The sequence below is a fragment of the Dietzia sp. Cai40 genome (genome assembly GCF_014145165.1).
In the GTDB taxonomy this organism is placed as follows: domain Bacteria; phylum Actinomycetota; class Actinomycetes; order Mycobacteriales; family Mycobacteriaceae; genus Dietzia; species Dietzia natronolimnaea.
Genome location: NZ_JAALEB010000188.1, coordinates 1 through 14,241 on the forward strand (window position 1 = coordinate 1; position 14,241 = coordinate 14,241).

Consider the following 14,241-nt stretch of genomic DNA (forward strand, 5'->3'; position numbering starts at 1 on the left):
GCCGCGGTCCTCGGCGAGGGTCCGGGCCTGCGGCTTGATCACCTGGGCGGCGAACACCCCGCTGACCGGAGACAACAGCGGGTCGCGGTTGAGCAGTTCCAGATACCGCGTGAGTTGCTCCACGCCGTCGATCTCGCCTCGACGCTTGATCTCGACCGCCACGGTGACGCCGTCGGCGTCCCGCCCCAGGATGTCGACCGGACCGATCGCGGTCATGTACTCGCGGCGGATCAGGCTGTATCCCGGCCCCAGGGTCTCGATGTGTTCGGCCAGCAACTCCTGGAGATGAGCCTCGACACCGTCCTTCACCAGCCCGGGGTCCACACCGAGCTCGTGGCGGGAGTCGTGGTGGACCTCGGAGAGCGTGATACGGAGTTGTTCGCCGGCCTTGTTCTCGACCACCCAGAGAAGGTGCGCGGGGTCATCCGGATGCTCCCGCTCGACCAACGAACAGGGAGGCGTCATCCAGTTGAGCGGCTTGTACGCCCGGTCGTCGGCGTGCACGCTGACGGACCCGTCCGCCTTGACGAGCAACAGTCTGGGCGCCATGGGCAGGTGGGCCGTCAGTCGGCCGACGTAGTCGACCTGACAGGTGGCGACGACGAGACGCACGGTTCCTCCTGGAATCGGGATGTGCCGGACGGCCCTCAGGGCCCTGTAAGGCTGTCAGCGCCGACGGCGGGCCGGAGAGCGGACCTGATCGGTCGAGCAGGCCTCCACCCACGCCAGCAGTGCGGTCAGCTCGGCGGGCCCCACGCAGATCTCGCCCTCCCTGATCCCACCCCTGCGATCGTGGCCGGAGAAGGACACGATGAGCTCCCCCGACTCGGCGACGTCGAGTTCGTGCCCCGTCGGCTGACGACGGGGACCCAACTCGAGGCTTCTGCGGTCGAGACGGACATCCGCCCCGAACCTCACGCTCAACAACCGGTAGAACGCCAGGTCGGTGTCGGAGTAGCGGACGGCTCCGTGACGCCACGCGTCTCCCCCGTCCCGTTTGACCAGGACCGAGGTGGAGTCCCTGCGCACGACCACCAGTCGATAGACGACGGCCGCGACCACCGGGGCGAGGACGAGCAGCACGACGACACCGAGAATGATCCCGGTGATCGCCATCTGCTCAACCCCTTCCGGTGGCCGCGGCCGTCAGGTCACGGGCGGACCCGTTCCGTACTGCTAGGCGCCGGCCTTCTCGACCGCGCGGAGGCGACCGCGTGCGGCTGCAGCGGCCGCCTGGTCGTCGCCTGCCTCGGACAGCGCGCGCTCGGCCTCGCCGCGGTCGATGGACTCCGACCACTCCGCGGTCTCGCCGAGGATGCTGACCTTGTTCGCCGTCACGGAGAGGAACCCGCCCTGCACCGCGGCGACCTTCTTGCCCTCGTCCGTGTAGACCGTCACGGTGCCACCGGCGTCCAGCTCGCCGAGCAGCGGCTCGTGCCCGGACTGGATTCCGATCTCGCCCTCGGTGGTCTTGGCGACCACCATGGTGGCGGTGCCGGACCAGAAGCGACGCTCGACCGTGACGAACTCGACCTCGATGTCAGCCATGGTCAGCGGTCACTTCCCCGAGAGCTTCTTGGCGGCCGCCTCGACGTCGTCCAGACCGCCGATACCGTTGAACGCCTGCTCCGGGAGGTGGTCCAGCTCGCCCTTGCACAGCTTGTCGAAGGCCTCGATGGTGTCCGACAGCGGGACGACCGAGCCGACCTGGCCGGTGAACTTCTCGGCGACCAGGAAGTTCTGGCCGAGGAAGCGCTCGAGGCGACGGGCACGCTGAACGGTGACCTTGTCCTCCTCGGAGAGCTCGTCCATACCGAGGATGGCGATGATGTCCTGCAGCTCCTTGTACTTCTGCAGGATCTGGATGACCTGCTGCGCCACCCGGTAGTGCTCCTCCCCGACGATGCCCGGCTCGAGAATCCGGGAGGTCGAGGTGAGCGGGTCCACCGCGGGGTAGATGCCCTTCGACGCGATCGAGCGGGACAGCTCCGTGGTGGCGTCGAGGTGCGCGAACGTGGTGGCCGGCGCCGGGTCGGTGTAGTCGTCGGCGGGGACGTAGATCGCCTGGAGCGAGGTGATGGATCGACCCCGCGTCGAGGTGATCCGCTCCTGCAGCATGCCCATCTCGTCCGCGAGGGTCGGCTGGTAACCGACGGCGGACGGCATGCGACCGAGAAGGGTCGAGACCTCGGAACCCGCCTGCGTGAAGCGGAAGATATTGTCCACGAACAGCAGGACGTCCTGGCCCTGCACGTCACGGAAGTACTCGGCCATGGTCAGAGCCGAGAGCGCGACGCGCATACGCGTCCCCGGCGGCTCGTCCATCTGGCCGAACACCAGGGCGGTGTCCTGGAGGACGCCCATCTCCTCCATCTCGAGGAACAGGTCCGTGCCCTCACGGGTGCGCTCGCCGACGCCGGCGAACACCGACGTACCGGAGAACTCGCGGGCGATACGGGTGATCATCTCCTGGATCAGCACGGTCTTGCCGACACCGGCACCACCGAAGAGGCCGATCTTGCCACCCTTGACATACGGGGTGAGGAGGTCGATGACCTTCACACCGGTCTCGAGGATCTCGGTCTTGCCCTCGAGCTGGTCGAAGGCGGGCGGCTCGCGGTGGATACCCCACTGCTCGCCGTCCCGGCCGGTGCCGGGGGCGTCGAGGCAGTCGCCGAGGGCGTTGAAGACGTGGCCCTTGACGACGTCGCCGACGGGCACCGAGATCGGCTTGCCCGAGTCGACGACCTCCGCGCCGCGGACGAGTCCGTCGGTGGACTGCATGGAGATGCAGCGCACCATGTTGTCGCCGAGGTGCTGGGCGACCTCGAAGGTGACCGTCTTGGCGACGGCCTCGAGGGTGATCTCGGTGGTGAGTGCGTTGAAGAGGGCCGGGAGGGCGCCACGCGGGAATTCCACGTCGACGACCGCACCCAGGACGCGGGCGACCCGACCGGTGAGACCGGCCGTGCCCGTCGTGCTCTGATCGGTAACAGCTGTGGTCATTGCTTAGTCACTTCCTGCGCTAGCGGCGAGCGCACCAGCGCCACCGACAATCTCGCTGATTTCCTGGGTGATCTGTGCCTGGCGGGCCTGGTTGGCCTCGCGGCTCAGGCCTTCCACCAGTTCGGTCGCGTTGTCCGTCGCCGACTTCATTGCCGTGCGGCGTGCCGCAGACTCCGACGCCGCCGACTCGAGCAGCGACGCGAACGCCCTCGTCGACATGTACCTCGGGAGGAGGTTGTCGAGCAGAGTGTCCGCATCGGGCTCGAAGGTGACCTCCGGCTTGAACTCCGTCTCCGGCGAATCCATGTAGTCCTCGCCCAGATCCAGCTCCTCGATCTCGACGCGGGTCTCGATCGGGGCCAGTCGCCGCGCACGCGGGGTCTGCGTGAGCATCGACTTGAACTGGGTGTAGACGATGTGGACCTCGTCGACGCCCTTGCGGGTGGTGTCCCCGGGATAGTCGCTCCCGAGGAACTCCGTCGCGTCGAACGTCTCCTCGCCGCCGGCCGCGAAGGCGGCGGACAGGAGCTGGAAGGCCGGACGGGCCTCCTGGTAGTCGGGCTTCTGGGAGTGTCCCTGCCACGAACCGGCGAGTTCCACCTCGCGGAACGTGTAGTACACGATGCCCTTGTTGCCCAGCACGTAGATGTCGACCTCGCGGCCGGCGTCCTCGAGGAACGCGATGAGCTCGGCGGCCTCCTTGAGGACGTTGTGGTTGTAGCCACCACACATCCCGCGGTCCGAGGTCACCACGAGCACGGCGGAACGCCTGGCGTCCTCCGGCTCGTTGAGCATCCGGTGCTGGACCGACGACGCACTGGCGAGGTCGGTCAGGATGGCGGTGATCTGATCGGCGAACGGCTGGGCCGCCGCGACCCTCGCCTGGGCCTTGGAGATCTGCGAGGTGGCGATCAGCTCCTGGGCCTTGGTGATCTTCTTGGTCGAGTTGACCGACTTGATCCGGTCGCGCAGTTCACGCATATTCGCCATTGCGTCAGATCACTCTCCTCTCGGCCTTGAATCGGATGGCTGTCATCGCAGGCCTCAGGCCTTCTTCTTCTTGGTGACCGTCAGCGTCTCACGGTCGATCTCGTCCTCCGAGAGGGCCTCGGCCTCGGGCTCGTTGACCACCCGCGAACCGTCGGAGGCGACGAAGCCCTCCTTGAACTCGTTGGTCTTGGCCTCGAGGGTCGCCTTGGACTCGTCGGAGAGCGCGGCCCCGCCGTCGATCTGGCTGTAGACGTCGGCAGCGGAGTGCCGCAGGCTCTCGAGCAGCTCGCCCTCGAACCGACGGACGTCCTCGACGGGCACGGTGTCGTAGAAGCCCTCACCCGCGAGGTAGATCGAGACGATCTGATCCTCGACGGCCACCGGCGAGTTCTGATCCTGCTTGAGGATCTCCACCAGTCGCTGACCGCGCTCGAGCTGGGCCTTGGACGCGGCGTCCAGGTCGGAGGCGAAGGTCGCGAACGACTCGAGGTCGCGGTAGGCGGCCAGATCGAGACGCAGCGAGCCGGAGACCTTCTTCATGCCCTTGGTCTGGGCGGCGCCGCCGACTCGCGAGACGGAGATACCGACGTTGACCGCCGGGCGCACACCGCGGTTGAACAGGTCGGACTCGAGGAACACCTGACCGTCGGTGATGGAGATGACGTTGGTCGGGATGAACGCCGAGACGTCGTTGGCCTTGGTCTCGATGATCGGCAGGCCGGTCAACGATCCGCCGCCCATCTCGTCGGAGAGCTTGGCACAGCGCTCGAGCAGGCGGGAGTGAAGGTAGAAGACGTCACCCGGGTAGGCCTCGCGACCCGGCGGGCGGCGCAGCAGCAGCGAGATCGCACGGTAGGCGTCGGCCTGCTTGGACAGGTCGTCGAACACGACCAGGACGTGGGCGCCCTCGTACATCCAGTGCTGACCGATTGCCGAACCGGTGAACGGCGCGAGCCACTTGAAACCGGCGGAGTCGGAGGCCGGGGCCGCCACGATGGTGGTGTACTCCATCGCGCCGTGCTCCTCGAGCGTCGCCTTGACGCCCGCGATGGTGGAGCCCTTCTGGCCGATGGCGACGTAGATGCACCGGAGCTGCTTGCTCTTGTCGCCGGACTCCCAGTTGGCCTTCTGGTTGAGGATGGCATCGATGCAGACCGCGGTCTTGCCGGTCTTGCGGTCGCCGATGATCAGCTGGCGCTGGCCGCGGCCGATCGGCGTCATGGCGTCGATGGCCTTGATACCGGTCTGCATCGGCTCCTCGACGGGCTGACGCTCGAGCACGGACGGAGCCTGCAGCTCGAGGGCGCGGGTGCCGGCCGACTCGATGTCGCCGAGGCCGTCGATGGGCTTACCGAGCGGGTTGACGACGCGGCCGAGGAAGCCGTCGCCGACGGGGACGGAGAGGACGTTCCCGGTGCGGCGCACCTCCTGACCCTGGGCGATCTCGTCGAAGTTACCGAGGATGACCGCACCGATCTCGCGGTCCTCGAGGTTCAGTGCGACTCCGAGGATCCCGCCGGGGAACTCCAGCAGCTCGTTGGCCATCGCCGAAGGGAGCCCGCTGATGTGCGCGATGCCGTCACCGGTGTCGACGACGACGCCGACCTCCTCCTTCGTCGCGTCGGTCGAAACGGTCGAGGTGTAATTCGCAATCGCGCTGCGGATCTCTTCGGAGGAGATCGTCAACTCCGCCATGTCATTCCTGCTCTCAAAGTCGGGATGTGCTTTATGGGTGTGTACCTGAGCCGCCACCGCTGGAACACGGCCGAGTCGCAGCTCGTCTTGTGCCGGACCAGCTGGTCAGCGAAGGGAACGACGCATCGCGTCGAGCCGTCCTGCCACGCTACCGTCGATGATCTCGTCGCCGACGCGGACGACCACGCCGCCCAGAAGTGCCTGATCGACGTCGTTGTGGATGGCGATCTCCCGCCCGTACAGCGTGGCCAGGCGCGCCCTGAGATCATCCGACTGCTGCTCGGTCAACGGCTCGGCGCTGGTCACCACCGCCACGGAGCGCCCGCGCAACTCCGCGGCCTGGGTCGAGATCTCCATGATGTCGTCCGCGGGCATGCCGGACGGGCGGTCCACGGCCTGCGAGGCGAGGGCCTCGGTCACCGCGGTGACCTTGCCGTACAGGACCTCCGCGAGAAGCCCCCGCTTGGCTCCCGCCTCCGCGGTCCGGTCAGCGAGGAGCTGCTCGAACTGGGGATCTCCGGCGACGATGCGGCCGAGCCTGAACAACTCGTCCTCGACGGCCTGGAGCTGTCCCTGCTGGTCCGCCGATCGCAGGAGCGCCTCCCGGCCGAGCCGGATCAGGCCCTCCCGCAACTCCCGCGGGTTGGACCAGTCACGGGACACCGCAGCGAGGAGCAGATCGAGGGTGGTCTGGTCGACCTTCCACCCGAACACCCCACGGACCAGGTCCTGTCGGGCCTCCACCGGGGCCGCGGTGTCGGCCACGGAGACCCGGAGGGCGCGGTTGTCCTCGAGGACGCGTACGACCTCGAAGAGTTCCTGGCCCACCTTCGCGCCGGTCGCTCCCCCGGACGGGTTCGCCGCCAGGGTCTGCTCCAGTTCGCTCCGGGTCTGGTCGAGCGCTTCGCGACTCGCTGCGTGCATCGGCTCCACTTCCCTTAGTTCTTGCCCGCGCCGGGGACCCGGTCGAGGTCTGCCAGAAAGCGGTCGATGGTGCCCGAACGCCGGACCGGATCCGACAGCTGCTCACCCATGAGTCGCTCCGCGAGATCCACCGACTGACGCCCCAGGTCACTGCGGAGCTCCGCGATGATCTGCTGGCGCTGCGCGGCGAGTTGCTGGTTGCCGGCGGCGACGATGCGGTCGCTCTCCGCCTGCGCCTCGGTCTTCATGTCCGCGAGGATCTGCTGACCCTGGGCACGCGCGTCGTCGCGGATCTTGGCCGCTTCGCTGCGCGCCTCGGCGAGCTGGGCCTTGTACTTGGCCAGCTCCTCCTTCGCCTCGGCCTGGGTCTGCTCGGCACGACGCAGACCGCCTTCGATGCGCTCGGAACGCTCGTCGAGAACCTGCTGGAACTTCGGGAGGATGAACTTCCAGAAGAGCCACAGGATAACTGCGAGCGGGATGAGCGACCAGACGATGTCATACAGCGGAGGAATCAGCGGGTTGGGGCTGTCCTCCAGGGGGAGTGATTCTCCACCCTCGGCCGCCAAGATGGCGATGACGTTGTTCATGGTGCGTCCCTACGAGGTCGGTGGTCGTCGATCAGAACAGGAAGCCGGCGACGATACCGATCAGGGCGAGCGCCTCGGTGAAGGCGATGCCGAGGAACATCGTGGTACGGAGGGTGCCGGCCATCTCGGGCTGACGTGCCATTCCCTCGACGGTCTTGCCGACGAGGATGCCGATGCCGATACCGGGGCCGATGGCGGCGAGGCCGTAGCCGATCGCGCCGTAGCCGCTCACGGTCGACTCGGTGGCCTGGGCGAGAGTGACGATGTCCATGGGGTTTCCCTTTCAGATGGCCGGCGCGGGCTTTCCCGCTCCGGTCGGACGTGAATTGTCGGGTTGACGGGTGGTCGTGTCAGGCCTGACGGCCCGGGTTCTAGTGGCTCTCCGCGTGGAGCGCGAGGTCGATGTACACCGAGACCAGCAGCGCGAAGATGTACGCCTGGAGGAACAGCACCAACAGCTTGAACAGCGTGAAGGCGACCGACAGCAGGGAGGTGCCCACCGCCAGCAGCGTCCAGCCGTTGAACTGCCAGAAGAAGAAGTTCGTGGCGCTGAACAGCAGGACGATGATCAGGTGCCCCGCCAACATGTTGGCCATGAGACGGATGGTCAGCGTGGCCGGGCGGAGGATGAACGTCGACACCAATTCGATCGGGACGACCAGAATGTGCAGAGCCGGAGGAAGCCCCGGGATCACCACGCTCGCCTTGATGAACTTCGCGAACCCGTATCTCTTGGAACCGGCGTAGATGAAGGTCAGGTAGCCCAGCAGCGCGAGCATCAGCGGGAAGCCGATCCTGGCGTTCGGCGAGATGTTGAGTCCCGGGATGATCGTGGGCAGGTTCATCGCGAACACCGCGAAGAAGATCGTCGCGATGATCGGCAGGAAACGGCGTCCCTGCTCCTTCCCCAGGATCTCCTCCGCGATGTGGACCCGGACGAAGTCCAGGCAGATCTCGGCGAAGTTCTGGACCCCGCGGGGGACCAACCTGGGGTTCCGCATGGCGAGCATGAAGAAGCCCAGGAGGACCACGGTCATGAGCAGACGGATGATCATGAGCCGGTCCAGCACGAACGCGTCACCGGCGAATCCGGTCAGCCACTGATCGGCAGGGAAGAACTCGTAGTCAATGTTCGGGGGGTGAAACTCGCCCTTGAAGGCCAGAAGCGTGGTACTCAGTGTGTTCTCCCCTGGTCGTGTTGGGCGGCGTGCGCCCGAGCGCGTTCGGTACGAGTGGCCCGGTGTTCGCGGCCGAGTTGGGATTCCGCGCGACCGCCTCGGGCCGTGGTGCAGCCCGGTGACGTGCTCGTCTCACCGCAGATGAGGATAACACCCTGGTCTCGGGCCGGTGTCACAGGGGGACCCGTCAGCCGGCATCGGGTTCCACGTACGGAGCCCGGGTCTTGAGGACCGCCCACGTCTCCCCCGCCAGGACCACGATCAGAGCGGCGATGACGGTCACGGCGAAGGCGGGCCGCGAGTAGAAGTCGAATCGGGAGAGCGCCGCCACGACCCCCATGGCGGCGAGGAGTTTGACCAGCCAGGTCCCCAGGACGACGGCCGCGGTCGTCTGGGGCGCCGAGTGGGCCGTGGCGATGACCACGATCGCAGTGGTGAGCACGAACGCGCCGCCCACCGCGGCGCCCATCAGCGCACCCCACAGCCCGGGGGTCCCGTCGACGGCGGTCCATGCCGCCGCGCTGATCACGGTGAGCACGACGAGCGCCACCGCGCCGAGCCGCACCGCCTTGCGGAGGCCGGCTGTGTGTGGGCTTTCGGCGGGCTGCGCGGGTGTCGTGGGGATGTCCGTCATGGCGAGCAGCCTAGCGGGGACCGATCGGCCCGTTCGTGTCGCGCTCACCCCTCGAACTCCTCAGGCGCGGGACCAGGGTGGCGGCGAGGACCGCGATGAGTCCGGCGGCCGCGAGCGGGACGATCACCTCGGTGGGGAGCATCGTCGCCCCGACCGCACCGAACGCGATGAGGGAGACCCATGCGTAGATGACCAGAGCGACCCGCCGATGGGAGTGACCGAGGTCGAGCAGGCGGTGATGCAGGTGCATCTTGTCGGGGGCGAACGGACTGCGGCCGGCGCCGACCCGGCGGATCACCGCCAGGACGAGGTCGAGCATCGGAACGAACATGGCGGCCGCGACCACGATCATCGGCGAGAGCAGGACGATCATCTCCTGCGGCCCGTACAGGCTCTGTGAGATCTTCCCGGACGCGCTGGTGGAGGCCGCGGCGAGGACGAGGCCGATCAGCATCGAACCCGAATCGCCCATGAATATCCGGGCGGGTTGGAAGTTGTGGGGCAGGAAACCCAGCAACGCCCCGGCCAGGACCGCGGTGACGAGTGCCGGGGGGTACGCACCGACGGTCCCGCCCTGGTCGAGCATGATCCCGACGGAGAACACACAGATCGCCATGGCCGCGATGGCGCCGAGCCCGGCGGCGAGGCCGTCCAGGCCGTCGACGAAGTTCATCGCGTTGACGATCGTCAGGGTGAAGACCACCGTGAGCAACCCCGCCTGGAGTTGGTCCAGGACGAGGATGTTGCCGTCCCCGAACGGGATGTACACCAACGTCCACGAGACGCCCATGGCCACCAGGACGCCGGCCGCTGCCGCCTGACCGGCGAGCTTGGTCACCGCTCCGAGACCGAGGATGTCGTCGACGATCCCCACCAGCACGATCACCCCGCCCGCGATGATCGTCGCCTCCACGTCCGGGGCGAACGGCGGGAACGCCCGGTTGAGAGCCGGGAGCTGCGCGGCCAGGTAGACCGCGACCAGCATCCCGGTGAAGATGCCGACCCCGCCGAGGCGGGGCGTCGGCACGACGTGCACGTCCCGGTCGCGGGGATAGGCCAGGCCCCCGATCGCCGGCGCCACTCCCCTGACCAGACCCGTGACGACGAAGGTGACCAGGCCGGCCGTCACCGCGATGAGCAGGAGCTCGCGGAACGGCACCCCTATTCCCACGGTCAGACCACCCGGTCAGCCACGCAGGGCCGCGGGGTCGGTTCCCAGGACCTCCCCGACACGCTCCGCGCTCACGGCCCCCTCCCGGACGATCCGGGGGGCGGGTCCGGTGAGGTCGACGATCGTCGAGGGCTCCCCCACCGCGCAGGGGCCGCCGTCCAGGTAGACCGCGACCGAGTCGCCGAGTTGGTCACGCGCCTGCGCGACCGTCGTGGCCGGGGGTTGACCTGAGACGTTGGCGCTGGAGACGGCGAGGGGGCCGACCTCCCGCAGGAGCTCTATCGCGACCGGGTGCAGCGGCATCCGGAGCATCACGGTGCCCTGGGTGTGCCCGAGATTCCAGTTCAGTGACGGCGCCTGGTGCACGATCAGGCTCAGACCTCCGGGCCAGAAGGCGCGGATGAGGTCGCGCGCGGTCGCCGAAGTACTCACGACCAGGCCGTCGATGGTCTCCCAGGATCCCACCAGGACGGGGACGGGCATGTCCGGGCCGCGACGCTTGGCCGAGAGCAGGAGGGTGACGGCGTCCGGGTCGAAGGCGTCGGCGGCGATGCCGTAGAGCGTGTCCGTGGGGGTCACGACGAGCCGACCGGCACGTAGTGCGCCGGCCGCGGAACTGAGGCCGACCTCCCGACCGGTGTCCTCGGTGCAGTCGTAGGTGATGGTCACCGGGTGATCCCCTTCCGGGCTCTCGGGTCGACCTCGTCGTCGTCGTGATGATCGCCGCCTGGATGATCGAGTCTCGTCGCGGTGACGAAGCGCGGGCGTCCGGCGAGGTCGGTGTGCTGCTCCACGGTACCGAAGCATCCCTGTGCCCAGACCACCGCCGCGACCTCGGCGCCGGTCGTGTCGTCGTGCTCCACCGCCAGGTGCCCACCCGGCACCAGGAGGCCGGCCGCGACGCCGACGAGCGGGGTGATGACGGCGAGGCCGTCGTCCCCCCCGAACAGAGCGGTCGACGGCTCGTGCCCGAGCACGTCCACCGGGAGCTCGTCGGACCGTGGGATGTACGGCGGGTTGGACACCACCGCGTCGACCCTGCCCGACAGGCCCGCCAGGACGTCGGGGTCCGTGGCGTCACCCGCGTGGACCACCACCGGGGTGTCCCCCGCCGCAACCCGGTCGGCGGCGTTGCGCCGGAGCCACCCGAGCGCGCTCTCGTGAAGTTCGACTGCGTGGACCTGCGCGTCGGGCCTGGCGTGGGCGATCTCGAGGGCCAGCGTGCCGCTACCGGCGCAGAGGTCCACGACGACCGGGCCCGGTCCGACGCCCGGAGGCCGGAGGGCGGACAGCGTGTCCTCGACGAGCAGTTCCGTCTCCGGCCTGGGGATGAAGACCCCCGGGCCCACCGCGAGGTCGAGTCGCCCCGACACGGCCCGGCCGAGCAGGTACTGGAGCGGGGTCCGGTCGCGGGTGCGGGCGGCGACTATCCGTCCGACCTCGGCGACCCCGGCCGCGCCCACCCCCTCGACAAGTGGGAGCGCGGAGCGTCCGACACCCAGGACGTGTGCGCAGATCAACTGCGCCTCCACGAGTGCGGAGTCGATGCCGGCCGCCTGTAGCTCGCGCGCTGCCGACCTCACGACCCCGGTCGCCGGCACGGGGCGGGGGTCCACGGCCTACGCGTCTTCCATACGTCTGCGACGGTCCTCGGCGGCCAGGGCGTCCAGTACCGCGTCGAGGTCGCCGTCGAGCACGGCGTCGAGATTGTGCGCCTTGAACCCGACACGGTGATCCGCGATGCGGTTCTCCGGGAAGTTGTAGGTGCGGATCCGCTCCGAACGGTCGACGGTGCGGACCTGGGTGGACCTGCCCTCGGAGGCCTCGGCGCTCGCGGCCTCCTCGGCCGCCGCCTGGAGCCGGGCGGCGAGGACCTCGAGCGCGCGTTGCTTGTTCTGCAGCTGACTACGTTCGTTCTGACACGTGACGACAGTTCCGGTGGGCAGGTGCGTGATCCGCACCGCCGAGTCGGTGGTGTTGACACCCTGCCCGCCCTTGCCGGACGAGCGGTAGACGTCGATCCGCAGATCCGACTCGTCGATCTCGACCGGCCCCACGTCCTCGGGTTCCGGGAACACCAGCACGCCGGCGGCTGACGTGTGGACCCGGCCCTGCGACTCCGTGACCGGTACCCGCTGGACGCGGTGCACCCCGCCCTCGAACTTCAGTCGCGACCACACGCCCTCGCGGGAGGGGTGCCGGGACCGGATGGAGAACGAGGCGTCCTTGTAGCCTCCCAGGTCGGACTCGGTCACCCCGAGGACCTCGACGACCCACCCGTGCTTCTCGGCGTACCGGGTGTACATGCGGGCCAGGTCCGCCGCGAACAGCGCCGACTCCTCCCCTCCCTCGCCGGACTTGATCTCCATGAGCACGTCGTCCGCGTCGTGGGGGTCCCGCGGTGCCAACAGGTCGGCCAGGCGCGACTCCAGGCGCGTGGCCTCGGTCGCCAACCGCTCGGCCTCCTCGGCGAACGACGAGTCGTCACCGGCCAGTTCACGCGCGGCGGACAGATCGCCCCGGGTCGACTCCAGCGCGCGGTAGCACTGCACCACGGGGGTCAGCTCGGCGAATCGCTTGCCAACCCTGCGCGCGGCCACCGGGTCCTCGTGGAGCGCCGGGTCCGACAGCTGCGCCTCGAGGCCCCCGTACTCGGAGAGGACGTCGTCGACCGAGGACGGCGATCGTCCCGGGGCCTCTGTCACTCCTCGTCCTGCGGCAGTGTCGGGGTCGTCTTGGCCACCTGCAACAGGAACTCGTAGTTGGTGTTGGTCTTGCGCAGTTGCGACATCAGGAGGTCGATGGCCTGGTGCGAGTCGAGGCCCGACAGCACGCGCCGCAGCTTGTGCATGACACCGGCCTCCTCGGGCGTCATCAGAAGCTCTTCCTTGCGCGTGCCCGAGGGGCCCACGTCGACCGCCGGGAACACGCGCCGCTCGGCGATGCGCCGGTCCAGTTTGAGCTCGGCGTTGCCGGTGCCCTTGAACTCCTCGAAGATCACCGTGTCGCCGGCGGACCCGGTCTCGACCATCGCCGTGGAGATGATGGTCAGGGACCCTCCGTTCTCGATGTTGCGCGCCGCCCCCAGGAACCGCTTGGGCGGATAGAGCGCCGTGGAGTCGACACCACCGGACAGGATGCGCCCCGACGCGGGCGACGAGTTGTTGTAGGCGCGGCCCAGCCGGGTGATCGAGTCGAGGAGGACCACGACGTCCTGCCCCATCTCCACCAGCCGCTTGGCCCGCTCGATCGCGAGTTCGGCGACCTGGGTGTGATCCGACGGCGGACGGTCGAAGGTCGAGGCGATGACCTCACCCTTGACCGACCGCTGCATGTCGGTCACCTCCTCCGGTCGCTCGTCGACGAGCACGACCATGAGGTGGCATTCGGGGTTGTTGACCGCGATCGAGTTGGCGATGTTCTGCAGGATCGTGGTCTTGCCCGCCTTGGGCGGGGAGACGATCAGCGCTCGCTGCCCCTTGCCGATGGGCATGATCAGGTCGATCACGCGGGTAGAGAGGATGTTCTTCTCTGTCTCGAGGCGCAGACGCTGGTTGGGGTAGAGCGGCGTGAGCTTGCCGAACTCCGGACGGTTGCGGGCATCCTCGAGGGGCCCTCCGTTGACCGAGTCGATCCTGACCAGCGGGTTGAACTTCGCCCGGTTCTTGCCACCCTGATTGCCGCCACGACCGCCACCCTGCCCGCCGCCGGGCCCGTCGTTCTGGGTGTCGCTCTGGCCGTCCCGCGGCATCTTGACCGCGCCGGTGATCGCGTCGCCACGACGCAGGCCGTGCTTGCGGATCATGTTCATCGAGACGTAGACGTCGTTCGAACCCGCGAGGTAACCGGAGGTGCGGACGAACGCGTAGTTGTCCAACACGTCGAGGATCCCGGCGACCGGCTGGAGGACGTCGTCGTCCCGCACCTCGGTCTCGCCCTCCGACGGACGGCCACCGCCACCACCGCGGTTGCGCTCACGCCGGCGACGGCTTCGACGACCGCGGCCGCTCCCGTCGTCGTCATCACGGTTCTGACCGTCGCCGCGCGGGCCGT

16 protein-coding genes are annotated in these 14,241 nt (G+C 68.5%); all 16 read right to left on the reverse strand.

Annotated features, from left to right (window positions below; translation table 11 throughout):
- On the reverse strand, positions 1-612 hold a 612-nt coding region (gene nucS, locus G6022_RS08165; RefSeq protein WP_182691345.1), incomplete at its 3' end, for an endonuclease NucS.
- A gap of 54 nt (positions 613-666) precedes the next feature.
- The gene (locus G6022_RS08170) at positions 667-1,116 is read right to left on the reverse strand and encodes a DUF2550 family protein (RefSeq protein WP_182609675.1); all 450 of its coding nucleotides are present in this window, start codon (positions 1,114-1,116) and stop codon (positions 667-669) included.
- A 60-nt stretch (positions 1,117-1,176) separates the two neighbouring features.
- Positions 1,177-1,548, reverse strand: a complete 372-nt coding sequence (locus G6022_RS08175) for a F0F1 ATP synthase subunit epsilon (RefSeq protein WP_179525551.1) — start codon at positions 1,546-1,548, stop codon at positions 1,177-1,179.
- A 9-nt stretch (positions 1,549-1,557) separates the two neighbouring features.
- Entirely contained in the window at positions 1,558-3,006 is a 1,449-nt protein-coding gene (gene atpD, locus G6022_RS08180; RefSeq protein ID WP_107747342.1) for a F0F1 ATP synthase subunit beta, read from the reverse strand.
- Between the two features lie 3 nt (positions 3,007-3,009).
- Positions 3,010-3,996, reverse strand: coding sequence for a F0F1 ATP synthase subunit gamma (locus tag G6022_RS08185; protein ID WP_107747341.1), 987 nt, complete (start codon positions 3,994-3,996; stop codon positions 3,010-3,012).
- Positions 3,997-4,050: 54 nt separating this feature from the next.
- Positions 4,051-5,691, reverse strand: coding sequence for a F0F1 ATP synthase subunit alpha (gene atpA / locus G6022_RS08190; protein ID WP_179525552.1), 1,641 nt, complete (start codon positions 5,689-5,691; stop codon positions 4,051-4,053).
- A gap of 105 nt (positions 5,692-5,796) precedes the next feature.
- Positions 5,797-6,615 (reverse strand): F0F1 ATP synthase subunit delta, encoded by an 819-nt coding sequence (locus G6022_RS08195; RefSeq protein ID WP_179525553.1) that lies wholly within the window; start codon positions 6,613-6,615, stop codon positions 5,797-5,799.
- Positions 6,616-6,629: 14 nt separating this feature from the next.
- On the reverse strand, positions 6,630-7,205 hold the full coding sequence (locus tag G6022_RS08200) for a F0F1 ATP synthase subunit B (RefSeq protein ID WP_179525554.1): 576 nt from the start codon (positions 7,203-7,205) through the stop codon (positions 6,630-6,632).
- Between the two features lie 31 nt (positions 7,206-7,236).
- Positions 7,237-7,476 (reverse strand): ATP synthase F0 subunit C, encoded by a 240-nt coding sequence (locus G6022_RS08205; RefSeq protein ID WP_107747337.1) that lies wholly within the window; start codon positions 7,474-7,476, stop codon positions 7,237-7,239.
- Positions 7,477-7,576: 100 nt separating this feature from the next.
- Positions 7,577-8,302: a F0F1 ATP synthase subunit A gene (gene atpB, locus G6022_RS08210; protein ID WP_241730641.1), complete on the reverse strand. Its 726-nt coding sequence runs from the start codon at positions 8,300-8,302 to the stop codon at positions 7,577-7,579.
- A gap of 268 nt (positions 8,303-8,570) precedes the next feature.
- Positions 8,571-9,017, reverse strand: coding sequence for a hypothetical protein (locus G6022_RS08215; protein ID WP_182639366.1), 447 nt, complete (start codon positions 9,015-9,017; stop codon positions 8,571-8,573).
- Between the two features lie 10 nt (positions 9,018-9,027).
- Positions 9,028-10,188 (reverse strand): MraY family glycosyltransferase, encoded by a 1,161-nt coding sequence (locus G6022_RS08220; protein WP_179525556.1) that lies wholly within the window; start codon positions 10,186-10,188, stop codon positions 9,028-9,030.
- A 15-nt stretch (positions 10,189-10,203) separates the two neighbouring features.
- The gene (locus tag G6022_RS08225; protein WP_179525557.1) at positions 10,204-10,857 is read right to left on the reverse strand and encodes an L-threonylcarbamoyladenylate synthase; all 654 of its coding nucleotides are present in this window, start codon (positions 10,855-10,857) and stop codon (positions 10,204-10,206) included.
- Positions 10,854-11,804, reverse strand: a complete 951-nt coding sequence (locus G6022_RS08230) for a HemK/PrmC family methyltransferase (protein ID WP_347238162.1) — start codon at positions 11,802-11,804, stop codon at positions 10,854-10,856. The genes G6022_RS08225 and G6022_RS08230 overlap by 4 nt, the downstream gene beginning before the upstream one ends.
- 3 nt (positions 11,805-11,807) lie before the next feature.
- Positions 11,808-12,893: a peptide chain release factor 1 gene (gene prfA, locus G6022_RS08235; RefSeq protein WP_182610722.1), complete on the reverse strand. Its 1,086-nt coding sequence runs from the start codon at positions 12,891-12,893 to the stop codon at positions 11,808-11,810.
- Positions 12,890-14,241: transcription termination factor Rho (rho, locus tag G6022_RS08240; protein WP_182639367.1), on the reverse strand; the 1,352-nt coding region annotated here is incomplete at its 5' end. The genes rho and prfA, both read right to left, overlap by 4 nt.